This window comes from Algibacter marinivivus, assembly GCF_003143755.1.
GTDB lineage: Bacteria > Bacteroidota > Bacteroidia > Flavobacteriales > Flavobacteriaceae > Algibacter_B > Algibacter_B marinivivus.
Map to the genome: position 1 here is coordinate 1,193,513 of NZ_QFRI01000001.1, position 23,076 is coordinate 1,216,588.

A 23,076-nucleotide genomic window follows, 5' to 3' on the forward strand; every position below is an offset into this window, starting at 1 on the left:
CAAAGCAATTTATCGTTTGTATAAAGGTGGCGTAAATTTATTAAAAAACAAAAGCCTAAAGTGCAATAATTTAAAATTTATAAACAATGAAGAAGAAGCTTGAATCTGAATTGGTCAGTATAGCACATAGAATTCTTAAATTAAAAGGAAAAGAGGATGTTGTTAAAATGCATGCCGAAGTTTCTGCGCTTTATGAGAAACTATCGGTGTTAAAATTTGCACACGAAAATTTTGAAGGCGATATACCAACTATTGGCAATGATTCTTCGTTTTTCGATATGTTGGACAGTGCTTTCAATAATAAAGTGAGTGATAATATTGAAGTTGAGGATAAAATATACATCAATCTTGATGAGGTTGAAGACGACGATATTATGGAGCCAGTAATGAATAAAATCAAAGATATGGTGGCGCATATGCCAGAAGAGACTGAAGAAACTGATACCGTTTTTGAAGAAGCCATTCCTAAAGAGCCTGTTAAAAAGCACAACTTAGAAGATATCACTGCTGGATTTGAGGATATACCTGTTTTTGAACCTATATCAAAATTAAAAAATGGAGTTGCTAATGGAAAAAAATCATTGAATGATAAACTTAAAGTTGGCGGATTTAATATTGGACTTAACGATAAAATAGCTTTCATAAAACATCTATTTAATGGGAAAAGTGAAGATTATGACCGTGTAATGTCTCAACTAAACACCTCAGTTTCATTGGAAGATGCAAGGCGTTTTATAGATAATATGGTAAAACCAGATTACAATAATTGGGAAGGAAAAGAAGAGTTTGAAGAACGCTTCATAGAAATTATAGAAGCAAAGTTTAATTAAAATTGGGGTGTTACCACGCCGAAAAAGGCGCGGTCGTGCTTTTCGTTCATAGTTTTGGCTCGATGCGCGCCTCGCCAAAAGCTAACCACTGCAATCACTAACACAAATGAGTAAACTCTTCATAGTCCCAACCCCTATTGGAAATTTAAAAGACATTACATTCAGAGCTATAGAAGTTCTTAAAGAAGTCGATTTAATTCTAGCAGAAGACACCAGAACATCAGGGAAACTATTAAAACATTTTGAGATTTCAACACATATGCAATCGCATCATATGCATAATGAGCATAAAACGGTTGAAAGTATTATTCAAAAATTAAAATCAGGAACATCAGTAGCATTAATATGTGATGCAGGAACACCAGCCATTTCAGACCCTGGTTTTTTACTCTCCCGTGCTTGTATTGAAAACAATATAGAAATAGAGTGTTTACCTGGAGCTACGGCATTTGTACCAGCATTGGTAAATTCTGGATTACCAAATGATAAATTTGTGTTTGAAGGTTTCTTACCTGTTAAAAAAGGGCGTCAAACTAGATTATTACTTTTAGCTGAAGAAACTAGAACCATGATTTTTTACGAAAGCCCTCATAAATTAGTAAAAACCTTAGGACATTTTTGTGAGTATTTTGGAGAAGACAGACAGGTGACTGTATCCAGAGAATTAACCAAATTGTTTGAAGAAACAATTCGTGGAACAACTAAAGAGGTTTTAGAATATTACACCAACAAACCACCTAAAGGAGAGATTGTTGTTGTGGTTGGTGGAAAAAGTAAATAGTATTAAAACATCAAAATGAATATAGAATCATTCAAGAATAAATTAAAAGAAACTCCAAAACAAATTGAGTTTTCCGAAACTATGAAAGTTATTGACGAAAACTACACGTTTTCACCAACAGCTTTTAAAAACGGAATACTAGAAAATGCAGAAGGTCAAAATTCAGGATCATGCAAATTATTTGCTTTTGCAAAAGAGCAAGGACTATCAAAAGACGAAACATTGGCTTGTTTTGGGCAATATTATTTTGAAGATGTTTTAAAAGATCCAAATGGTGAAGGACATCAAAATATTAGAAATTTTATGGAAACTGGTTTTGAGGGTTTAAGTTTTAAAACGAATCCATTAATAAAAAAATAGACATTCCTTTATTTTTTAAAAGATATGAAAGCGCTTCTACATGAGATTAAAGAATGTACCATTTGTAAAGAACATTTGGTTTTAGGGCCAAGACCTGTAGTTTCTGCGCATCCAGAATCTAAAATTGTAATTATTGGGCAAGCACCAGGAACAAAAGTCCATGCTTCTGGTATACCTTGGGATGATGCTAGTGGTAGACAATTACGAAAATGGTTAAATGTAACAGATGAAGAATTCTATGATGAAAAAAAGTTTGCCATAATACCTATGGGGTTTTGTTATCCAGGAAAAGGAAAAACAGGTGATTTACCACCACGACCAGAATGTGCTCCACAATGGCACAAACCCTTGTTTGATGAACTCAAAAATGTGGAGTTGGTTATTTTAATAGGCATGTATGCCCAAAAGTATTACCTAGGAAAGGCCGCGAAAAAAACCTTAACGGAGACTGTAGATAATTTCCAAGAATATTTACCAAAATATTTGCCTTTACCACATCCATCGCCTAGAAATAGATTTTGGCTGACAAAGAATCCTTGGTTTGAGGTTGAGGTTTTGCCAGTTTTGAGGGAACAAGTTAGAAAAATGTTAAGACATTAGTTTACTTTATATCCAAATCAATAACAGTATCAGAATCAACAATAAACTTCGCTTTTTCAAATTTTGGAGCACCCATAAAACCCTTAGCGTTATTTGAAAATACAAATGGCTCACTTGGGATACCTAAAAAATTGGTATCTAGTTTTTCATTATTATTCACATCATGATATGCCATTACTGCATAATCTCCTTTAGGAATAGAGTAAAACATAACAGAGACTCTGCCATTAACAACGTTACTTTTAGCAGCTTTAATAGGCTGTCTTTTTTTATAATTTTTCTCACTATTTACAAGCATCAATGCTATTTTACCACTATTTTTTTTAACATTAAAATTCACTTTAATATTAACAGTATTCTTAAAAAGTGAATCTGATAATTGTTTGTTTGGATTCATTTGATGTGTATTCATCATCTTGTAATCTATATAAGGAATCCCAAAGTTTTTTTGAAATGCATTGACTAAGTTTTTATTATCATCAAAACTATAATCGTTGAAATTTAAAGTTTCAGAATTAATTTTTGCCGCTACAGTTGTATCATCTTCAAAGTTGAAATTATCAAGTTTAATGGTTTTTACAGTTGGATTATTTCGACTTAAAAATTGAATTTCTTTATTTGTAACATCATAAACTATACTCCATTGCGTTTGTGTTGTTCTAGTTGGTAATAAGGTTTTAAACAGGGCTTCAGAATCTATAGTATTATCTAAATTTAATTTTGAAATACTATGAGATAAATGGCAATACCTATCTAAAGAACGTCCTGAGGTTTTGTCTACAGTATCTTTATGAGTCGCCCAATAGTTTTGAGAATTTTTATAGTTACTATTCGTGATTAATTGATGATTATCAGACGACTCAATAAGTTGAGTTTTACCATTTATAAATTCAATAATTGCTGATTTACCTGAAGTATCTGTTATAAAATAATGCACTTTTGCCATTACGGGAATAATCGTGATTTGTTTTAAAGAGTCAATAACTTCATCTACAGTTTTATAATTGTCTAATTGAAATTGAATCCATTCTAATTCAGAAATCGTTTTTGAATTTTTGAAAACTTCATATTCGCAATCATCTTGATTCCAAAGTTGTTCAACAACTAAACCTTCCTCATTCATACCTCCAAAAGGAAACTCTTTTCCTATTTGATTAAAAGTAATTGAGCCATATTTTGATGTCCACGATGCAGTATGTTCTCCTTTAAAATTATACCCATTTTTAAAAACACCTTTACTATTTTTTATGATATAACCATGGCTGTATTGCCAGTCGAAATTTTTAGCAAAATACACCCCATTTTTAGCACGACACATAAATGCAGAACATGCTGAGGCTTTTATTGAAGCAAAAAGAATGATAATAGTTAAAAAGAATGCTCTCATTTTTCCAGATATTAAAATTATACTCCAAAACTATACGAAAAGACAATAAAAAAAATTGACCTATGGTAAGAAAACCAGATTTAGTAGGTTTTATTCCTTTAGAAGTTGTTTTTTCAGTCGACTTAACGATTCAGGAGTAATACCAATATAGGATGCAATCATATAATTAGGGATAGATTTTAAAACCTCTGGTCTACCTTTTACAAGATTTAAATACCTAGTTTTGGCATCGTCTAACAAAAAAGAAGAAGATCTTTCGAAGAAATCAATATATAGAAACTCACTAATACGCCTTCCAAAAGTATTAAAGGCTTTACTGTTTTTATACATGTTTTGAACGTTTTCAAAAGATAATGCTAATAATTCTACATCAGATAAACATTCAATATTTATGCGCCCTTTATTTTGGGTTAAAAAGCTACTATACGATGAGCAATAAGAGTTTTCAAAATAAAATTGCGTTGTAAATTCTTCGCCATCTTTAAGGTAATATGATCGAAGTGTGCCATTATTAACAAAATACACATACTTACTTGTAGCGCCTTCTTTTACAATTACATCCTTTTTTTTGAAATGGAAAACCTCAAGTTTATTAACTAGATGCTTTTTTTCTTCATCGTTAAGATCTACAATTTTAGAAAAGAAGGATGTTATTTTTGAGAAATCTACTCCTTTCATTAAATATGCTTTCCTTTTTCCCAACCATGCTTGCCTAAATACTGGTTGCCACTTTCAACAGCACCACCTTCAATAGAGGTCCCCATACTATCATTCCATCTATTGAGATAACCAAACAAAGAAATTACCCCAAGCATTTCAACAATTTCACCTTCATCCCAATGCTCATATAAACGTTTTTTTATTTCCTCGTCAACACCGTTTGGAACTTGAGAGGCTTGTAAAGAAAAATCTAAAGCAACACGTTCTGCTTCACTAAAGGCTGGATGTGTTCTGTATTCCCAAATATTATCCAGTTGTTCTTGTTCTGCACCATAACGTTCGGCTGCACGAATTGCATGTGCTTGACAATATCTGCACCCAGTCGAGTTACTACTCACCCAAGCAATCATACGTTTTAAAGCAGATGTTACTCTGCCCTCATTAGCCATAACCGCCTTATTTAAATTAATAAATGCTTTACTTATGGCGGGTCTGCGTTGCATGGTTAGTACCGAGTTTGGGCAAAACCCTAAAGTTTCATTAAAAAATTCGGCAAGCTTTTTGGTGTCTAAATCGTGATCAGCAGATAATGGTGTTACTAAAGGCATATTTTGTTTTTTAAATAGTATTTTTGAAGCTACAAGTTAACAAAAAATAATTCAGAAAAATGACAAATAAGGTTACTACAAAATGGTTAGGAAATATGAGGTTTGAAAGTACAAACCCGTCAGGGCATAACTTGTTTATTGATGCTGGTGAAGAAAGTGGAGGGAAAAGTGAAGGCTACCGACCCAAAGCATTAATGTTATCTGGTTTAGCAGGATGTTCTGGACTAGACGTTGCAGCTTTAATAAAAAAAATGAAGCTAAATGTTGATGACTTCAAAATAGAGACTGAAGCAAATTTAACAGAAGAGCACCCAAAATATTACGATAAAGTGGCTATGCATTTTCATTTTTATGGAGATGATTTAAATGAAAAAAAACTGCAAAGAGCTGTAGATTTATCCATTGAAAAATATTGTGGTGTTATGGAAATGTTTCGTCAATTTTCAGAATTAAGTATAGAAACTCATTTTCATAAAAAATAAAAAGGAATACTACCCGTTGAACTTTTATCAAATCTCATACCCCTCTCAATGCGTTGGACTTTAAAACCTAAACCTCAATCTGAAAAAGTTGAAGCTTTACAAAAAGCACTTCAAATAGATCATACAATAGCAACATTGTTATTACAAAGAGGCATTGAGACTTATGATGAAGCTAAAACATTTTTTAGACCACGCTTAACTGATTTGCACGATCCTTTTTTAATGAAGGATATGGATAAGGCCGTTGCTCGAATTGAAAAGGCTATTACTAATAAAGAAAATATTTTGGTATATGGTGATTATGATGTTGATGGCACCACTTCGGTGGCGTTAATGTCTTCTTATTTAAAAACAAAACACGGTTTAGTTTACACTTATATTCCTAACAGGTATGATGAAGGTTATGGCATTTCATATAAAGGCATCAATTTTGCTTTAGAGAATGAATTTACTTTAATTATTGCTTTAGATTGTGGTATAAAATCTGTTGAAAAGGTTGAACACGCAAAAAAACTAGGTATTGATTTCATTATTTGTGATCACCATAGGCCTGCAGATAAAATTCCTGATGCTGCAGCTGTTTTAGACCCTAAGCGTGAAGATTGTGAGTATCCATATAAAGAATTATGTGGTTGTGGTGTTGGCTTTAAGTTGGTACAAGCATTAGCCTCAAAAGATGGAAAAACAGCTGAAGATTTAACCGAATATTTAGATTTGGTAGCTACTGCAATTGGCGCTGATATTGTACCTATTGATGGAGAAAATAGAGTACTAGCGTATTATGGTTTAATGGTTATAAATACCAATCCGAGATCTGGAATTCAAGCCATTTTAGATCAGGTTGAGAAAACTGAATTAACCATTACCGATGTTGTTTTTATTGTTGCACCAAGAATAAATGCTGCTGGAAGGATGAAACACGGTAATTATGCCGTAACTTTATTAACTGAGGAAGAGCCAGATATGGCTCAAAAATATGCTGCTGAAATAAATGATTATAATTTAGATAGACGTGAAACAGATAAGCAAATTACAGAAGCAGCTCTTCAGCAAATTGAAGAACAAAAAGAACAGAACCGCCTTACTACTGTTGTTTATGACGAAACTTGGCATAAAGGCGTTATTGGTATTGTGGCTTCTAGATTAACAGAAACCTATTACAGGCCTACTTTAGTATTTACAAAAAGTGGCAATAAATTAGCAGCCTCAGCACGTTCAGTTAGAGATTTTGATATTTATAATGCTTTGGAAAACTGCAAAGAACATATTGAACAATTTGGTGGGCATAAATATGCAGCAGGTTTAACCCTTGAAGAAGAAAATTACGAAGCATTTAAACAGGCTTTTGAAGATGAAGTTTCTAAAACCATAGATAGAAACCTATTGACTCCAGAAATTAAAATTGATGCTAAAGTTGATTTAAAAGATATTACGCCCAAGTTTTATAGAATATTAAAACAGTTTGCACCTTACGGGCCTAGTAATATGACCCCTGTTTTTATGACCGAAAATTTAATAGATACAGGCTACGGAAAATGTGTTGGTGCTGATAAAACCCATTTAAGATTAACCGCTACGCAACCAGAATCATCCAGTAGAATGGTAGGTATTGGATTTAGTATGGGCGATAAATTTGATATTATTTCTAATGGAAAACCATTTAAAGCTGTCTATTCCATTGATGAAAACGAGTGGAGAGGTAATGTAAGTTTACAATTGAAGTTAAGAGATATAAAAGATCAAGATAGCCAATAGGTAAATTATGGCAAAAACCGACCCTTACGCAGCCCTACGAATTAGAGAATTCAATATTTTTTTATTGCTACGATTGTTTTTGGTATTCGGTTGGTCCATGCAATTTATAGTTATTGAATGGCAGGTTTATAGTATTACTAAAGATCCACTTTCTTTGGGAATTATTGGGCTTATGGAAATTATTCCAGCTTTTACTATGGCTCTTTTTGCTGGTCATATTGTAGACCAAAAGGAAAAACGAAACCTCTTTGCGCTTTGTATTGCAGCTTTTTCATTAATTAGTCTGGGTCTTTATTTATTAACTTCTGAAGCTGTGGTTGGCAATTGGTCAACAAACGCTATTCTATATTCTATTTATGCGCTGGTATTTTTTGGAGGTTTTTTGCGTTCGTTTTTTGGACCTATAATCTTTTCATTGGTGGCATTAATTGTGCCTAAAAAAATATATCCAAATGCAGCAACTTGGAGTACAAGTACTTGGAAAACAGCCGCGGTTTTAGGTGCGCTTTTTGGCGGTTTTGCTATTAGCTGGATAGGTGTTGCAAATACATTATGCGTTGTTTTTCTCTTGGTTCTGATTTCATTTTTTATGACATTTCTTATCAAGAAGAAACCCATTTTAAATAAAAAAATTGGAGAACCCGTAAAAGAAAGTTTAAAAGTAGGAGTGCGTTTCGTTTTTCAAAATAAAGCTATTTTAGGAGCCTTAACGCTAGATATGATTGCTGTTTTATTTGGAGGAACTGTTGCTATTCTAGCTATTTTTGCTCAAGATGTTCTCGAGGTTGGTAGCGAAGGTTTTGGGATTTTAAATGCCTCAATTTCTCTGGGAAGTATTGTTACTATGTTTGCCACAACCTATATCCCTATTAGTAAGAATACAGGTAAAAAATTATTGATTGCAGTTTTTGTTTTTGGTATTAGTATTATTGGTTTTGGCTTGTCAAATATCTTTTGGTTAAGTGTTTTAATGTTATTTATTAGTGGTGCAGCCGATGGAATTTCTATGATTATTCGTCAGACGATTTTACAGTTAAAAACACCTGATGATATGCGTGGACGTGTATCTTCAGTTAATTCTATGTTCGTTGGCTCTTCAAATGAATTGGGTGCTTTTGAGAGTGGTTTAGCTGCTAAATTAGTTGGTCCTGTTGCAGCAGTAGTTTTTGGAGGAACAATGACGTTAATTACAGTTTTTGCAATAGGTGTGAAAAACCCAACGCTAAGAGATTTGGATTTAAGAGCTGATATGGAAGCTCATGAGAATGAGGATTAATATTCTTTTAATTCCATAGTTTCTCCATCAAAAACACCATACGTGAAATATTGAATCCAATCGCCGAGGTTGATGTATTTTGAATTTTTGTTGAGGTCTATATTTAGAGGTAAGTGTCTGTGTCCAAATACAAAGAAATCTCTGTGTTTATCTTCTAGTTTGCGTTTGCAATATTGTACTAACCATTCATTGTTTTCTCCAAGAAATTTAGCATCGTCATCGCCAGAAATCAATTTATTTTTTACCGAAAAGTATTGTGCAATTCGCATTCCAATATCTGGATGGCCCCATTTAAAAACCCATTTAAAAAAGGAATTGGTAAACACCTTTTTCATACGTTTATAACCTTTATCTCCAGGGCCTAATCCATCACCATGCCCTATAAAAAAAGTTTTATTGTTAAAGGTGAATTCTTTGGGTTTGTGATAAACAGGAATGTTTAGTTCTTCTTCAAAATAGCCATTCATCCATAAATCATGGTTTCCAACAAAATAGTGAATAGGAATGCCTGAGTCTGATATTTCAGCAAGTTTGCCTAATGTTCTAGTAAATCCTCTTGGGACAACAGTTTTATATTCAAACCAAAAGTCGAATAAATCACCTAAAAGGAAAATGGCTGCTGCATCATGCTTTACTTTGTCTAACCAGGCAACGAATTTTTTTTCGCGAGGAAAAGAGGCTTCTTTGGTTGGTGCGCCTAAGTGATTATCTGAAGCAAAATATATTTTTTTTCCTTTTGGAATATTCATGAAGTAAATATAAATAAAATAGCCACAAATGCACGAATATTTGTGTTATAACGGTATTTGGCGGATATGCCTGCGTTAGGGATTGCAGTGGATAGCCCACAGCTTTTGCGCCCTAGCGCAGAAGCGAGGACTTGTAACGAAACATTTATGTTCATGAATTCCAAAATTTAAAATAGAAATGCATGAATAAAAGCCCGACCCTTGTGGTAACGCCCTAATTATTTTCGTAAGCGAACCATTCTGCAAACGACGTATCTGTTTCTTGAAGTTTTAAGGAATGTAATTTAATATGTTTAGGTAGTCGTTTACCTATTTTTTTAGAAAAATCTAGCACCATCATTTCACTAGTAGGCTGGTAATCAACAAGTAACACATTGTGTCCGCGATCTTGTAATTCTTTTGCTAACTCGACATGTGGCGTGTTTTTGTTGAATACGGTTGCGTGATCAAAGACGTTTACTATCTCTTCTTTAACGATTTTTTTAAGATCGCCAAAGTCTATTACCATTCCGAATTTTACGTTGGTGTTATCGGTAATAGGTTTACCAATAACGGTAACAGAGAGTTTATAACTGTGACCGTGTACATTTTTACATTTCCCGTCGTAGCCGTAAAGTGCGTGACCGGTTTCAAAAGAGAATTGCTTGGTGATGCGAATGTTGTTTCCCATTATCTTCTTTTTCTTTTATTTACAAAGTATACGATGATTAAAACTAAACCGAGGATTAGAAATAATCCGTTTCCGCTGAGGAATGACATGATGTCCATAGTGCTTGTTTATTGGTTTCTTTTTTTGTTGTATCTGTACATTAAATACGCCAGAGCTACTAGGTTTATAAAGGGTAGCATGGAGCCAATGAAAACACCAATTTCGTAACCTTTATCGGGTGCGTTTTGGATTTTCTCTTCAATATCTACTTGCTGAACTATTGCAATTAATAGATTCATAATACGTTAATACAGATTACGCGCCAAAGTTAAGTTTTTTGTGCTAGAGGTATAAATATTTTCCTGAATTTTATAATTAAAGGGATGCCCCGAGCAATTATCCAGAATGTTATAGCTATGAATATGGCGTGTAGTTTATAATCGAGGTTGTCTAACCAAAATAGAATGGGTATAAAAACGAGAAAGGTTGAGAATAAAAGAACGTTTCTAAGGTATTTCATTTTTCCTAAGCCTTTAAAAATACCATCGAAAATAAAAGCGAGTGTACATAGCGGTTGCATAGCCAATACAATCCAAAATATGTTGTAAAACGCTTCTAAAACTTCAGGTTCTTTAGTAAAAATACGTCCGATTGGGTAATAGAATATAGCACCAATAATGCCTAAAATAATGCCGATTATTACACCGTATTTTATGAGTTTATTGCTTAATTTTATTAAAATTGAATAGGCTTTTGCACCGAACAATTTACCTGATAAAATATTACCTGCACTGGCGTAGCCATCAACTATAAAAGCACCTAAAAACCATAAATTTATGGCTATGGTATAAGCTGCAATGTAAGCTGCGCCATATTTTGTGGCATAAGCACTTGCAAAATATAGCGTAACATTAAGCGCTATAGTTCTGACAAATAAATTAAGAATCATGAGAATGAATCTATTTATTTCTGGATTAAAAGGAAAGGTAGGTTTTAATGGAATAGATGTTTTTTTGAGCAGGAAATATGCCGAAAAACCTGCCATTAAAATTTGAGCTATAACACTAGCATAGGCTGCACCTTCTATATTCATGGGTGGGATGTAGCCTTCAATTCCGTAAACTAAAATGATATCTAAAATGATGTTTGATGCGGCTCCTATTATTGCAATTATCATGGGGTAATAGGTGTTTTGTAAACCTCTAAAAGCACCAAAAACACCAATAGTAAAAAGCGTGAAAGGAAACCCTAAAACACGTATTTTATAGTAAATGACGCTATAATCTAGAATTAAGCCTGAGGCATTATAGAGTTTGAATATGTGTTTTGCTATAGGATAGGTGCCAATGATGATTAAGAGACTCAAGGAGGTTATTATGAAAATAGCTTGAGCTGGTAAGTTTTTTATTTTTTCGAGTTTATTTGCACCAACATATTGCGAAACTATTGATGAAATAGCACTTCTAGTTTGCCCCAATACCCAAATAAGCATGGATATAAATGTGGTTACTATACCAACTGCTGCAAGAGATTCAGTAGCGTTTAATTGAATATTACCAACTATTGCGGCATCTGTTAAAGATAAAATAGGTTCTGATACTCCAGAGATAAGTGCTGGAATAGCTAATTTGTTTATATTTTTAAAACTGATGTTTGTGCTCACAAGACGAGTTCGTAACAATGAAAAGGATGTTCACTTTGTTTTGGGAAGTAAATATCACCCAATTTTTTATAGCCACGAAGTTCGTAAAACTTTTGGTTTCTTTTGTTTTGAGAAAAGGTGTCTAATCTAACGGATTGAAACTTATTTTCTCGTGCATAATTTTCTGCAAATTGCATGAGTTTTTGAGCATATCCTTGCCCTTGTTGATTTGGGTGAATTGCTAGCCTATGGATGTAAATATTGTTTTTATTAGATGTTAGCCATGAAATTGGTATATATTCTTCGTCCATAAAAGTGGACACTGTAATACAACCTAAAATTTTATCATCTACTTCTAAAACATATAATTCGTCACTATTTGCATCATTTATGAAGGGTGTTTTGTTGGGATAAAATTCATTCCATTGGAAAATATTTTTAGTAATCATAAAAGCAGCACAAGCCTTTGTGATTTCAAGGATATTGTCGATATCGCTAAGTGTTCCTTTTCGAATCATATAAATGTTATACTTTTGCTTCAAATTTATTGTAAATTTAGTTTTTAAACATATTGGTATGAAGAATATTTTAGTTCCTGTTGGATCATCTAAAAATACATTAAGTCATTTACAGTATGCTTTAGATTTTGCTGAAGCTTTTGGCGCAAAACTTTTTGTAGTACAAGTATACAATGTTTATACTAAGGCTGGTACTATGATTAAAGTAGATCAGATTATTGAAAAAGAAAGCAGATCTTTTTTGGAAGATTTAGTTTCTAAAGTTGATACTAAAAATGTTGAGGTAGTTGTAAAGACCCTAAAAGGAAAATTAATTGACACATTAGAATTAGCATGTAAAGCGGGAGATGTAGATTTGGTTTTAATTGAACCCAGAACAAACTCTATTAAAGATGAAGTTTATTTAGGAAAGACATCTGGTAGAATTGTTAAGCAAATGGATGTTCCAGCTCTTATTGTTCCTGAAGGGTATAAGTTTAAAGCACCAGCTAATATTTTAATGGCGATTAAATCTGCTGTAATAAAGAAGAAAGGTGTATTAAATCCACTTTCTGATTTGAAGAAAAAGTTTGATGCTAATTTGGATTTATTATTGGTAAAAACACCATTCCATAATGAAGGTGATTTTGATCTTAATACAGAGCTTTTAGGCTTGATAAAAAATATTACTAAATCAGAAAATGCAACAACTTTTCAAGGTGTTTTAGAGCATTTTCAATCTTATAACCCTGATATATTATGTGTTGTAAGACGAAAAAGAGGATTCTTTGCGAAGAAATGGGAAAAGAATACCATTTTGAAAAAGGATTTTCACAGTAAAATACCAGTATTAGTTTTAAGTGGATTAAAATAGGAAATGGGGCATTAGCTCATTTGGCTAGAGCGCTACGCTGGCAGCGTAGAGGCGATCGGTTCGAATCCGATATGCTCCACCAGAAAAAAAAGCTTTCAAGATATTGAAAGCTTTTTTTGGCTTTTAAATGAAATAAAAAAAGAACGTATATTTATTTTTAATAAAATAATAACAATCTAACTATAAAATCGCATAGATAATTATGTCTAATACTCAAGAAATATCATCAGAAAATAAAACATTTATACCCATAGTGATTATAGCGGGGTTGTTTTTTATTTTCGGATTTGTAACCTGGATAAATGGAGCATTAATTCCATTTATGAAAACCATCAATGAGCTAACCGATGCTCAATCCTATTTAGTAGCATCAGCATCATATATATCGTTTGTGGTTATGGCATTGCCTGCTTCATCTATAATTAATAAAATTGGCTACAAAAAAGGGATGTCTTTAGGGTTAATTATTATGGCAATTGGCGCATTGGTATTTATTCCTGCGGCTAATGCGCGGACATATTGGATGTTTTTAACCGCTATTTTTATTCAAGGCGCTGGTATGACATTATTACAAACAGCATCAAATCCTTACATTACTATATTGGGACCTATTGAAAGTGCAGCAAAACGTATTGCTATAATGGGAATAGCAAATAAAGTTGCAGGAGCCTTAGGTTCGGTAATATTTGGTGCTATTTTATTATCTGGAATAGATGATATAAAAGAAAAACTAAATGTAGTTGATGCTTCTGAAAAAGCGAACTTACTAAATACTATGGCTGATAGTGTTATTACACCCTATATTGTAATGGCTGTTGTTTTATTTATACTCGGAATTTTGATTAGAAAAGCACCACTACCTCATGTTGAAGCAGAACCAATTAAAGAGTCCGAAACAGGTGGGAAAACAAAATCCAGTATTTTTCAATTTCCACATTTATGGTTAGGCGTTATAGCATTATTTGTTTACGTGGGTGTTGAGGTTATTGCTGGAGACACTATTATTTCTTATGGTATTTCACTTGATATCCCTGTTGAGCAAGCTAAGTTTTTTACATTATTTACATTAATGGCTATGGTTGCTACTTATGCTTTAGGGGTATTTTTAATTCCTAAATACATAAGTCAAAATTTAGCCTTAAAAGCAAGTGCCGCCATAGGAATTATTTTATCATTTTGTATAGTATTTACAAGTGGTTTCACGTCAGTTCTTCTTGTAGCTTCGCTAGGTTTTGCTAACGCTTTAGTATGGCCTGCTATTTGGCCTCTGGCCTTAACAGGTTTAGGTAAGTTCACTAAAACAGCATCAGCTTTATTAATTATGTCTATTTCTGGAGGTGCTATTTTACCCTTATTATATGGAAAATTAGTTGACGTAAAAAAAGAAGAATTAGTTGAAACAGGTTTAGATACTATAACTGCTAACATAGATTCAGCAACATTTGGATATTGGGTATTATTACCTTGCTATATTATTATATTCTATTATGCCTTTTGGGGACATAAAGTTGGTTTTAAGAGGGCATAATTTTATCCTTAAAATAAGGTAGTGAGACAACGAATTGAATTTGTAGATATTTTAAAAGGTTTTACTATAGTATCTATGATTTTAGTTAATAACTCTGGTGATTGGGGAAATGTTTACGAATCATTGTTACATGTCTTTCTGGAGTTTTAATGGGTAAATTGTTAGATGGACTAAATAAATAAAGTGGTTATTTTTAATCGCGTTTATATTACTTATTTCCGGTTATATGGTACGATATTTTAGTCTTAAACTTTAGGCTTAATTGTTGTCCTTTTTTATGCTTTATTGGGTTATATAATGTATAGAAAAAAGTGTTTATAAAAGTTTAAGCTACTTAAACTCTTCATCATATAAAGTTGTGGCGTCTTTGAGTGCTAGGTTTAATTTTTCAATCTCACTCTTAGTTTTGTCAGTATTCCAGTTTAGATATTTGGAAATATCATTAACTATTATTTTTTTAAAATTATAAATACTTTGAATATCAAAATACAATCGTCCTGTTCTTCTTATGAAAAAATCGTTCAAACTGTTTATCATTTCATGATGTACGCCATACCAGAGTTCAGCTCTAACTAAACATTCTAAAGGGGTATTAGATTTAAAATCTTTTAATTTTTCAATAATAAAATCTGCTTGTTTTCCATAAGAAGAAGACAGGTACCAAGAATAATAACTATCAGAGATTCCTAGAGTAGATAAAACGTTTTCAAGTTTGAATTTGTACGCTTCTACGTCATCAGTAGATTTAAGTGGCGGATTTACCAGAGTAATGGTTTCTGTATTTGATTCTTCAAGCTTTGGCAAAGTTTTACTATTACTGTGTTTTTTTAAAACAGCATCTAAGGCTCTATAAGCCATTTTTCTATAGCCTGTAAGCTTTCCTCCTGCCATAGATATTAAACCGCTTTTTGAAACGAATATTTCGTCTTTTCGAGATAATTCTGAAGCCGATTTATTCTCTTCATGAATCAGTGGTCTTAAGCCAGCCCAATTAGATTCAATATCGTCAATAGTTAAGTCTACCGTTTTAAACATACTATTTATAGCATTCAAAAGATAATTAGCATCAGGTTTTGTTGCAACTACACGGTCTAAACTACCAGAATAATTAGTATCTGTAGTACCTACATAAGTTATTTTTCCTCTAGGTATTGCAAAAACCATTCGACCGTCAGAAACATCAAAATAGATGGATTGTTTAACGGGCAATTTTTCAAATGGGAATACTAGATGTACACCTTTAGTAAGATGAAGTCGTTTTTTATTTATTGAATTATCTTTTTTACGAACTTGGTCAACCCAAGGACCAGCAGCAGAAACATAATTTTTAGCTTTTACTGTAAATATATTTTTAGAGTTATGGTCTTTACAATTTATACTCTCTATTTTCGATTGAATGTCGTAATTAAAAGATGTCATTTCACAATAATTTACTATGGTAGCACCTAAAGCTGCAGCCTTTTTTAAAATTTCAATAGTTAAACGTGCGTCATCTGTTCTATATTCAGCATAAAGTCCGCCTCCGATTACAGTTTTATTGTTTAGTAAAGGTTCTATGCGCAACGTTTCCTCTTTATCTAACATTTTTCGTCTATCATCACCTTTAACATCCGCCAGAAAATCATATACTTTTAAACCCAAAGCAGTCATTAATTTTCCATAGGTACCTCCTTCAATCAAGGGTAATAGCATTTTTTGAGGTGTTACTAAATGTGGTGCTAAATTATGTACTATGGCACGTTCTGATCCAGATTCTCTAACTAAACCGATTTCAAAATTCTTTAAATAGCGTAAACCGCCATGAATAAGTTTTGTTGATTTATTACTGGTGCCTGAAGCAAAATCATTTTTCTCAATTAAGCATACTTTAAGCCCCCTAGCAGAAGCATCTAGTGCTATGCCTGCTCCAGTTATTCCTCCACCAATTATAACTAAATCAAATATTTCTGTGCTTAGTTTTTCTATTTGATGCTGTCTATTTAAAACTGAAAAAGCTAAAGTGTTCAAAAGGTTATTCTTTTAAAAATGATATAATTAATGAAGTTACTTTTTTTAATTGAGTTGAAAGGTTTTTTTGTTGCCAAGGATGATTGGTATTAAATACATGATTTGCACCTTCAATAATTTTTAAAACACTTTTGGGTTGCCATTTATGAAGATTATGAGCTTCATCAATTAAAACACTGGTATCATTATCACCATGAATAATTAAAAAGGGCGTTTTTAAATTTGAAACTGCTCGTTTTACAGTAAGCCTTTCTTCATTTTGAATAAAGTCTTCATAGAATTGATAAAAATGAGGCATTTTTTGTTTTGTACGACCGTTTAAAACATACTTTACGCCATCTTTTTTCCATTGCTCTAAGTCACCAGTTGTAGATGTTCTTTTCCCAAAACTTGAAACACCTGCAAGACTTATTACTTTTTTTATACGATTATCTTCTTCTGCTTTTATAGTAACAATACCGCCAGCTCTACTATGGCCTAATAAATTTATATTACCAAGGTCAGCCTCGTTTTTAAAAGAAGTATTTTGGCATATCCAATTTATTACACTTTCAAGATCATCTAATTCTTTGGTGTAATTGTTATTTCCAAAAGCTTCTAAATCTGGAAAATCAATAGGCTGCTCAACGGTTCCACCATTATGCGAAAAGTTAAATTTTATAAAAAAGAAACCAGCGTCAGCAAATGCTTTAGCCATTAAATTCCAAGCACCCCAATCTTTAAACCCTTTATAGCCGTGGCAAAATATAATGATTGGTTTTGTTTCAGAGTTTTCAATATAAAAAGTATCAACCACAATAGGTTTTTTGTGTTTCCCAGGAATTATATTGTTTTTTGAAATGGTCATAATCAAACTTCTTTTTCAGTAAAATCTATTTTTGGATTGCATATTTCTAAGATGAGTTTTTTTAATTCATCTTCAAAAGCATTTATAGTGTCATTGGTTATAAGTGAATCTTTACTTCTACTAAAAGTACTGTCTTTTTTAGAAAATTTTAAAAAACCAGAACTTAAATTTTTAAAAGAAATTATACCAGCTTCAATAGGTAATTGAATTGTATTTTCTTGTTGCATCATATAAGCATAAGTTAATACTTGAAAACTTTTGCTATATTTTTTATAGTCTGTTGTAATATCTTCCCAATTAACAATTTCTACATGGTTAGATTCTACCTTACCCGTTTTGTAGTCTATAATTCTAGTAGTTCCGTTACATTCATCAACTCTATCAACTTTACCTTTAACTCTTATAGGAAATTTAAGTTCAGGAATATTTATTTCAATATTATTATCAGCTTCAATAGCAATAATTTTAATTTTATCACCTGCTTTCAAAGCTTTTATTTCTAAGTCTAAAAAATTAGAAACATAGCGCTTAGCTATTTCAAAAATAATAAGGTTTTTGCCTTTTGTAATGTCTCCTTCTTTATACTCTTTTAAAAAATGATGCGTTACAGTTTGGTTTATTTTTGATTTTAGGGCTTTTATATCTTCAACAATTAAAAACTTATTTATAAAGGGTTTGTAAAAATCTTCAAGTGTATTATGCACTACTGTTCCTAGCGTATTAGCTGCAACAGTTTCTTCAACATCATCATGGTCTTTTATCTTTAATATTTTCTGATAGTAAAAATCAATAGGATTTCTAATGTAGTTTGTTAATGATGAAGGTGAAAAACCTTGATTAGCTGTTTCTATTATTTGGCGTTGTAGCGTTTCAGTTTTTTTTATAGTGTTTAATTCTGTTTCAATAGTCGGAACGTTAGGTGCAATTATTTGATGGTTAATTTTATGAATACCTTCAAGTTCTAATTGCGTAATAAATCTACTTTTCTCACCTCCAGTTAATACATCAGTTTCAGTGTTGTAGATGATGTAAACATTTTTAGCACGTTGTATAAGTTTATAAAAATGATAAGTATAAACAGCGTCTTTCTCTTTATAAGTAGGTAATTTGTTTTCTAGTTTTACATCAAAAGGAATGAATGAATTATTGCTTTTCCCAGCGGGTAATATGCCTTCATTTACAGATGAAATAATAACTGTTTCAAAATCTAAAACACGAGATTCTAACATCCCCATAAGCTGTAAACCTTGTAAAGGTTCCCCTTGAAAATCTAAAGTTTCACTACTTAAAAGTTCTTTGTATACTCCAAATAATGTTGAGATATCTTTTATGTGTTCATGCTCTGAATTGAGTCTTGTGAGCTCATTAAACAACTCATTAAAACGAAACACATATTCTAGATGTAATAAATTTGATTTTTTGTTTTTATCTAATGAAGATTTAATAGTTAGAATAAGTTTAGAGCAATTTTCAAGGGCTAGTATTATAGAATTTTCCCAATTAGAAAATAATAAATCTAGTATGTTTTCATCCGTATTAATCATTCTTTTCAACCTGTCTTTATTTGGATAGACAAGATTATTGTTTTCTATAGTCTTAATAATTTTTGATGCATAATCAATTCCATCTACATTCAATAGAGGTCTAATAAATTGATGCGCTATGATATTTATTACATCTTTATAATAAAATGAATTTGAATTGATTTTATGTAATTTGAAAAGCGAATCAAATAATGATGCTAATGGTATAGATTTTAAAGGAAATCCCATTGTAATATTCAATGCCTGAATACTAGTTGGCAACGAATTTAAAACGGGTATTAATAAATTTTCATCACCTAAAACAACAGCAGTACTATTTAAATTTGTGTTTTCTTTCTGTAAGGTTTTTAAAAGTGAACCTATATATTTTGCTTGCCCTATATTTTTAGGAATTCCAATAGCTGATATGTTTTTGTTTTTTGAATAGTTATTTGCTATCCAATTAAAAGGATGTTTTTTAAAATATTTCCAATTTTTAAGATGTTGTCTTGTGAATAAAGCGGCATCATGCTTTATATTATTCATGAAAACAACATCAGTATCCCAATAAATTTTGGCTAAATTATTTTGAAGTAACTCTTGAATAATAGTTTCTTCTGAACTGTTAAGTGCATTAAAGCCAACAAACACATGTTTTTTATTAGAGTTGTTTTGAATATAAGCTTCTAAGTTTTCTACTGCTTCTCTGTAAACTAAACCTTGATACCCTAATTTTTTATTTAAAAGCTGCTCTGTAAAATTCTGATAATAGTCATAAAGTTTATTCCAAAAGGACAAATAATTTTTTACAAAATCAGTTTTGTTATCTTCTAACGACCAGTGTTTTAAATCTTGAATAGCACTTAAGTAATTGAAAATATTTTTTTGTGGAATTAAATACCTGTCAATTTCGTTAAAATCTTGTAGTAATATTTGTGCCCATTTTGAAAATGATTCAAAAGAGTCTGAGTTTTCTTTTTTTGTTAGATGTTTATATGTGCTGTAAAACTCAAAAAGAAGCTCTGTATTGGGAATTGATTTTAATTGAGATAGTTCTTCAACAAACTCTTCGATGCTTAAAATTTGAGGAGCAAATGCAGTTTGATTAACAACTGATGATAGTTGATGTTTAAGAAAAAGACCAGCTCTTTTACTTGGTAAAACGAATGTTATTTCAGAAAGCTTTTGACCGGTATTATGTAAATCTTTTAAAACCTCATGTATGAAAGTTGTCATTCTATAAAAATAAAAAAACGCTTCGGAAACCCGAAGCGTTTTTTGTAAACTTATTTATTAAAATTAGCTTTTTTAGCTTATTTTGCTAAGTTAATTTCTACACGTCTGTTATTAGCTCTACCAGCTCTAGTTTTGTTAGAATCAATTGGTTTAGATTCTCCATAACCAAGAGCAGATAATCTGAAAGCATCAATACCATGACTCACTAAGTATTCTTTCACAGAATTAGCTCTAGAGTCAGATAATCTTTGATTTAGTTTTTCGCTACCTACGCTATCAGTATGACCTTCAACTGTAAATTTAGCTGTAGAGTATTCTTTAAGTATGTTAATGATATCTCCTAATACAGCTTCAGATTGAGACTTTATAGATGCTTTACCAGTATCAAATAAGATAGTTTTAGCATACTCGTTCAATTGTTTTTGAACAGTTTCAGTAACTTCAGGACAACCATTGTTTGCAACAGTACCTTTAACGTCTGGACATTTATCGTCTTTGTCTAATACACCATCACCGTCAGTATCTGGCCATGGGCATCCTTTGTTTGCTGCAGGACCTGCAGTGTTAGGACATTTATCATCAGCATCAGTAACACCGTCACCGTCTGCATCAGGACAACCAGCTAAAGCTTTTAAACCAGCAACTGTAGGACAGTTATCTTTGTTATCAGCAATACCATCACCATCAGTATCAGGACATCCGTTTAGTTCAGCTAAACCAGCTTCGTTAGGACAATCATCTTTACTGTCTTCGATACCATCTCCATCAGAATCAGGACATCCGTTGAAGGCTTCTAAGCCAGCAACATCTGGACAAGCATCATCTTTGTCATATATACCATCACCGTCTGTATCAGTTCCACCAAATTTAATTGATAAACCAGCTGAATGCTGGAAGTGTGTATCTAAGTAATCTTCAAATGCATGTTTGTAAGAACTTTGTAGTGTTAAACCAACATTCTCACTAAACCAAACATTGAAACCTAATGTTCCATTAACTGTACCAGCTCCAATTTCATCTATCCAAGTGTAACCACCTCCTACACCAACAAATGGGTCGATAGTTTTGCCTTCTAAGAAGTTATATTTGATAGTACCATCAATAGCATAGTATGATAAGTCATCAACTTTGTTAGTAACATCTGGCGCTTTACTGATATCTCCCCATTTATCTATTTTATTTAAAGAACCAGCAATTCCAAAAGAAAAGCCATCACTTAGGTATTTAGATACAGAGATCGTTGATAAAGAAGGTAAAATGTTCCAGTGATCAGTTGCATTAAATAATTCATCACCGAAAGTTTCACTAAATGGAGCACCATCACCTGAAGGATATCCATCAACTGCATTTACACCAATAGTAATTTGCCATGGGTTGTTTTGGTCTTGCGCATTTACGTTGCTATAACCAAGTACAAGCAACATAGCGAACAATAATCTGCTAAGATTTTTCATATTCAAAAGTTTAATTTTTAAGTGTTAATTGTGAACAAAAGTAAGTTGTTAAATGTTATTAACAAAGACAAATATATAAAAAAATAGGAGATTTGTGCAGTTCGTCGATAGTTCATAATGAATTTAGATAACATTTAGTGCTTTTCCTACTTTGATAAAGGCTTTTAAAGCCTTGTCTAAATGGATTTTTGTATGTGCTGCGGATAATTGGACTCTAATTCTTGCTTTATCTTTAGGAACAACAGGAAAAAAGAACCCAATTACATAAATTCCTTCGTTTAAAAGCATATTTGCCATTGTTTGAGATAGTTTTGCATCATATAGCATCACTGGAACAATTGCTGAATCACCATCTACAATATCAAAACCGGCAGATTTCATACCTTTTTTAAAATAATTTGTATTCCATTCTAGAGTATCCCTTAACTCTGTATTGTTTGCCAACATATCAAATACTTTTATAGATGCGCCAACAATAGCTGGAGCTAGAGAATTAGAAAATAAATAAGGTCTTGAGCGTTGTCGTAACATATCTATAATCTCTTTTTTACCAGTAGTATAACCACCCATAGCACCACCTAGAGCCTTTCCAAGAGTACCAGTTATTATGTCTATACGTTCTAAAACACCTTTTTCTTCAAGAGTTCCTCTACCTGTTTTACCTATAAAGCCAGTAGCGTGACATTCATCAATCATAACCAATGCATTATATTTATCAGCTAAATCACAAATTTTATCTAGTGGAGCAACTAAACCATCCATAGAAAACACCCCATCAGTTACTATAATTTTAAAACGAGCATTATTTTGGTTGGCAGAAATAAGTTGTTTTTCTAAATCAGTCATATCATTATTTTGATAACGATATCTTGCTGCTTTACATAAGCGAACACCATCAATAATTGAGGCGTGATTTAATGAATCTGAAATAATAGCATCCTCTTTCCCCAATAATGGTTCAAAAACCCCACCATTAGCATCAAAAGCTGCAGCATATAATATGGTGTCTTCAGTCTGATAAAAATTGGCTATTTTTTGTTCTAATGTTTTGTGAATATCTTGAGTACCACAAATAAACCGCACAGAACTCATCCCAAAACCATGAGTATCCATAGTATCTTTTGCTGCTTGTATAACCTCAGGGTGAGATGATAGTCCCAAGTAGTTATTGGCACAAAAGTTTAAAACGGTTTCGCCTGTATTTAAAGTAATTTCTGCGCCTTGTGCTGAGGTGATTATACGTTCCTCTTTATAGAGCCCATTATTTTTTATGTCTTGAAGCTCTTCTTGGAGATGATTTTTCAGTTTTCCGTACATTTTATTGCGTTTTA

The 23,076-nt window shown here is 32.2% G+C and carries 23 protein-coding genes and 1 tRNA gene; 11 read left to right on the forward strand and 13 right to left on the reverse strand.

Annotated elements, in window-relative coordinates; genetic code table 11:
* Positions 1-86 precede the first annotated feature (86 nt).
* The 4 genes from DIS18_RS05515 (at position 87) to DIS18_RS05530 (ending at position 2,571) form a co-directional block, all read left to right on the forward strand.
* The gene (locus tag DIS18_RS05515) at positions 87-830 is read left to right on the forward strand and encodes a hypothetical protein (protein ID WP_109352011.1); all 744 of its coding nucleotides are present in this window, start codon (positions 87-89) and stop codon (positions 828-830) included.
* Positions 831-936: 106 nt separating this feature from the next.
* On the forward strand, positions 937-1,611 hold the full coding sequence (gene rsmI / locus DIS18_RS05520; protein WP_109352012.1) for a 16S rRNA (cytidine(1402)-2'-O)-methyltransferase: 675 nt from the start codon (positions 937-939) through the stop codon (positions 1,609-1,611).
* A 15-nt stretch (positions 1,612-1,626) separates the two neighbouring features.
* Entirely contained in the window at positions 1,627-1,971 is a 345-nt protein-coding gene (locus tag DIS18_RS05525; RefSeq protein WP_109352013.1) for a HopJ type III effector protein, read from the forward strand.
* 24 nt (positions 1,972-1,995) lie between these two features.
* On the forward strand, positions 1,996-2,571 hold the full coding sequence (locus tag DIS18_RS05530; RefSeq protein WP_109352014.1) for a uracil-DNA glycosylase family protein: 576 nt from the start codon (positions 1,996-1,998) through the stop codon (positions 2,569-2,571).
* Position 2,572: 1 nt separating this feature from the next.
* On the opposite strand, the gene DIS18_RS05535 is transcribed toward DIS18_RS05530, so the two are convergent.
* The 3 genes from DIS18_RS05535 to DIS18_RS05545 form a co-directional block, all read right to left on the reverse strand.
* Positions 2,573-3,958, reverse strand: a complete 1,386-nt coding sequence (locus tag DIS18_RS05535; protein WP_109352015.1) for a DUF2141 domain-containing protein — start codon at positions 3,956-3,958, stop codon at positions 2,573-2,575.
* Between the two features lie 90 nt (positions 3,959-4,048).
* On the reverse strand, positions 4,049-4,636 hold the full coding sequence (locus DIS18_RS05540) for a Crp/Fnr family transcriptional regulator (RefSeq protein WP_109352016.1): 588 nt from the start codon (positions 4,634-4,636) through the stop codon (positions 4,049-4,051).
* Positions 4,636-5,226, reverse strand: coding sequence for a carboxymuconolactone decarboxylase family protein (locus tag DIS18_RS05545; RefSeq protein WP_109352017.1), 591 nt, complete (start codon positions 5,224-5,226; stop codon positions 4,636-4,638). The genes DIS18_RS05540 and DIS18_RS05545 overlap by 1 nt, the downstream gene beginning before the upstream one ends.
* 59 nt (positions 5,227-5,285) lie before the next feature.
* Here DIS18_RS05545 and DIS18_RS05550 point away from each other — a divergent pair, with 59 nt between their 5' ends.
* From DIS18_RS05550 to DIS18_RS05560, 3 genes are read left to right on the forward strand one after another with little or no spacing between them, the layout of a single operon-like run.
* On the forward strand, positions 5,286-5,708 hold the full coding sequence (locus DIS18_RS05550; protein ID WP_109352018.1) for an OsmC family protein: 423 nt from the start codon (positions 5,286-5,288) through the stop codon (positions 5,706-5,708).
* Positions 5,709-5,756: 48 nt separating this feature from the next.
* On the forward strand, positions 5,757-7,463 hold the full coding sequence (gene recJ, locus DIS18_RS05555) for a single-stranded-DNA-specific exonuclease RecJ (RefSeq protein ID WP_109352019.1): 1,707 nt from the start codon (positions 5,757-5,759) through the stop codon (positions 7,461-7,463).
* A 7-nt stretch (positions 7,464-7,470) separates the two neighbouring features.
* Positions 7,471-8,739 carry an MFS transporter gene (locus DIS18_RS05560; protein ID WP_109352020.1) on the forward strand — a complete coding sequence of 423 codons (1,269 nt, stop codon included), beginning with the start codon at positions 7,471-7,473 and terminating at the stop codon, positions 8,737-8,739.
* Here the strand turns inward: DIS18_RS05560 and DIS18_RS05565 are convergent.
* The 5 genes from DIS18_RS05565 to DIS18_RS05580 form a co-directional block, all read right to left on the reverse strand.
* The gene (locus tag DIS18_RS05565; RefSeq protein WP_109352021.1) at positions 8,736-9,488 is read right to left on the reverse strand and encodes a UDP-2,3-diacylglucosamine diphosphatase; all 753 of its coding nucleotides are present in this window, start codon (positions 9,486-9,488) and stop codon (positions 8,736-8,738) included. The genes DIS18_RS05560 and DIS18_RS05565 overlap by 4 nt on opposite strands.
* 214 nt (positions 9,489-9,702) lie before the next feature.
* Positions 9,703-10,158: a 6-pyruvoyl trahydropterin synthase family protein gene (locus DIS18_RS05570; protein ID WP_109352022.1), complete on the reverse strand. Its 456-nt coding sequence runs from the start codon at positions 10,156-10,158 to the stop codon at positions 9,703-9,705.
* Between the two features lie 107 nt (positions 10,159-10,265).
* Complete coding sequence (locus DIS18_RS14925; protein ID WP_181363987.1) at positions 10,266-10,436, reverse strand: hypothetical protein; 171 nt, start codon at positions 10,434-10,436, stop codon at positions 10,266-10,268.
* Positions 10,437-10,465: 29 nt separating this feature from the next.
* Positions 10,466-11,800: an MATE family efflux transporter gene (locus DIS18_RS05575; protein ID WP_109352023.1), complete on the reverse strand. Its 1,335-nt coding sequence runs from the start codon at positions 11,798-11,800 to the stop codon at positions 10,466-10,468.
* Positions 11,797-12,297, reverse strand: a complete 501-nt coding sequence (locus DIS18_RS05580; RefSeq protein ID WP_109352024.1) for a GNAT family N-acetyltransferase — start codon at positions 12,295-12,297, stop codon at positions 11,797-11,799. Before DIS18_RS05580 ends, DIS18_RS05575 begins: the two co-directional genes overlap by 4 nt.
* A gap of 58 nt (positions 12,298-12,355) precedes the next feature.
* Between DIS18_RS05580 and DIS18_RS05585 the strand changes: the two genes are divergently transcribed.
* The 4 genes from DIS18_RS05585 (at position 12,356) to DIS18_RS15095 (ending at position 14,828) form a co-directional block, all read left to right on the forward strand.
* Positions 12,356-13,150 (forward strand): universal stress protein, encoded by a 795-nt coding sequence (locus DIS18_RS05585; protein ID WP_109352597.1) that lies wholly within the window; start codon positions 12,356-12,358, stop codon positions 13,148-13,150.
* Positions 13,151-13,155: 5 nt separating this feature from the next.
* Positions 13,156-13,232 (forward strand) — tRNA-Ala (locus DIS18_RS05590).
* Positions 13,233-13,352: 120 nt separating this feature from the next.
* Positions 13,353-14,678, forward strand: a complete 1,326-nt coding sequence (locus DIS18_RS05595) for a sugar MFS transporter (RefSeq protein WP_109352025.1) — start codon at positions 13,353-13,355, stop codon at positions 14,676-14,678.
* Between the two features lie 21 nt (positions 14,679-14,699).
* A complete protein-coding gene (locus tag DIS18_RS15095) occupies positions 14,700-14,828 on the forward strand; it encodes a hypothetical protein (protein ID WP_281261084.1) in 129 nt (42 codons plus the stop codon).
* Positions 14,829-15,008: 180 nt separating this feature from the next.
* Here DIS18_RS15095 and DIS18_RS05600 read toward each other — a convergent pair whose 3' ends face one another.
* From DIS18_RS05600 to kbl, 5 genes are all read right to left on the reverse strand, one after another.
* Complete coding sequence (locus DIS18_RS05600) at positions 15,009-16,685, reverse strand: glycerol-3-phosphate dehydrogenase/oxidase (RefSeq protein ID WP_109352026.1); 1,677 nt, start codon at positions 16,683-16,685, stop codon at positions 15,009-15,011.
* A 4-nt stretch (positions 16,686-16,689) separates the two neighbouring features.
* Entirely contained in the window at positions 16,690-17,532 is an 843-nt protein-coding gene (locus tag DIS18_RS05605; RefSeq protein ID WP_109352027.1) for an alpha/beta hydrolase family protein, read from the reverse strand.
* A gap of 2 nt (positions 17,533-17,534) precedes the next feature.
* Positions 17,535-20,291, reverse strand: coding sequence for a PD-(D/E)XK nuclease family protein (locus DIS18_RS05610; protein ID WP_109352028.1), 2,757 nt, complete (start codon positions 20,289-20,291; stop codon positions 17,535-17,537).
* A gap of 77 nt (positions 20,292-20,368) precedes the next feature.
* Positions 20,369-21,745 (reverse strand): OmpA family protein, encoded by a 1,377-nt coding sequence (locus DIS18_RS05615; protein ID WP_109352029.1) that lies wholly within the window; start codon positions 21,743-21,745, stop codon positions 20,369-20,371.
* A gap of 123 nt (positions 21,746-21,868) precedes the next feature.
* On the reverse strand, positions 21,869-23,062 hold the full coding sequence (gene kbl, locus DIS18_RS05620) for a glycine C-acetyltransferase (RefSeq protein WP_109352030.1): 1,194 nt from the start codon (positions 23,060-23,062) through the stop codon (positions 21,869-21,871).
* Positions 23,063-23,076: the final 14 nt, after the last annotated feature.

Bases quoted from the DNA above. Each gene is read 5' to 3' on its own strand.
- DIS18_RS05515 (WP_109352011.1), top strand. From the start codon at position 87: ATGAAGAAGAAGCTTGAATCTGAATTGGTCAGTATAGCACATAGAATT.
- rsmI (WP_109352012.1), top strand. From the start codon at position 937: ATGAGTAAACTCTTCATAGTCCCAACCCCTATTGGAAATTTAAAAGAC.
- DIS18_RS05525 (WP_109352013.1), top strand. From the start codon at position 1,627: ATGAATATAGAATCATTCAAGAATAAATTAAAAGAAACTCCAAAACAA.
- DIS18_RS05530 (WP_109352014.1), top strand. From the start codon at position 1,996: ATGAAAGCGCTTCTACATGAGATTAAAGAATGTACCATTTGTAAAGAA.
- DIS18_RS05535 (WP_109352015.1), bottom strand. From the start codon at position 3,958: ATGAGAGCATTCTTTTTAACTATTATCATTCTTTTTGCTTCAATAAAA.
- DIS18_RS05540 (WP_109352016.1), bottom strand. From the start codon at position 4,636: ATGAAAGGAGTAGATTTCTCAAAAATAACATCCTTCTTTTCTAAAATT.
- DIS18_RS05545 (WP_109352017.1), bottom strand. From the start codon at position 5,226: ATGCCTTTAGTAACACCATTATCTGCTGATCACGATTTAGACACCAAA.
- DIS18_RS05550 (WP_109352018.1), top strand. From the start codon at position 5,286: ATGACAAATAAGGTTACTACAAAATGGTTAGGAAATATGAGGTTTGAA.
- recJ (WP_109352019.1), top strand. From the start codon at position 5,757: ATGCGTTGGACTTTAAAACCTAAACCTCAATCTGAAAAAGTTGAAGCT.
- DIS18_RS05560 (WP_109352020.1), top strand. From the start codon at position 7,471: ATGGCAAAAACCGACCCTTACGCAGCCCTACGAATTAGAGAATTCAAT.
- DIS18_RS05565 (WP_109352021.1), bottom strand. From the start codon at position 9,488: ATGAATATTCCAAAAGGAAAAAAAATATATTTTGCTTCAGATAATCAC.
- DIS18_RS05570 (WP_109352022.1), bottom strand. From the start codon at position 10,158: ATGGGAAACAACATTCGCATCACCAAGCAATTCTCTTTTGAAACCGGT.
- DIS18_RS14925 (WP_181363987.1), bottom strand. From the start codon at position 10,436: ATGAATCTATTAATTGCAATAGTTCAGCAAGTAGATATTGAAGAGAAA.
- DIS18_RS05580 (WP_109352024.1), bottom strand. From the start codon at position 12,297: ATGATTCGAAAAGGAACACTTAGCGATATCGACAATATCCTTGAAATC.
- DIS18_RS05585 (WP_109352597.1), top strand. From the start codon at position 12,356: ATGAAGAATATTTTAGTTCCTGTTGGATCATCTAAAAATACATTAAGT.
- DIS18_RS05595 (WP_109352025.1), top strand. From the start codon at position 13,353: ATGTCTAATACTCAAGAAATATCATCAGAAAATAAAACATTTATACCC.
- DIS18_RS05605 (WP_109352027.1), bottom strand. From the start codon at position 17,532: ATGACCATTTCAAAAAACAATATAATTCCTGGGAAACACAAAAAACCT.
- DIS18_RS05610 (WP_109352028.1), bottom strand. From the start codon at position 20,291: ATGACAACTTTCATACATGAGGTTTTAAAAGATTTACATAATACCGGT.
- DIS18_RS05615 (WP_109352029.1), bottom strand. From the start codon at position 21,745: ATGAAAAATCTTAGCAGATTATTGTTCGCTATGTTGCTTGTACTTGGT.
- kbl (WP_109352030.1), bottom strand. From the start codon at position 23,062: ATGTACGGAAAACTGAAAAATCATCTCCAAGAAGAGCTTCAAGACATA.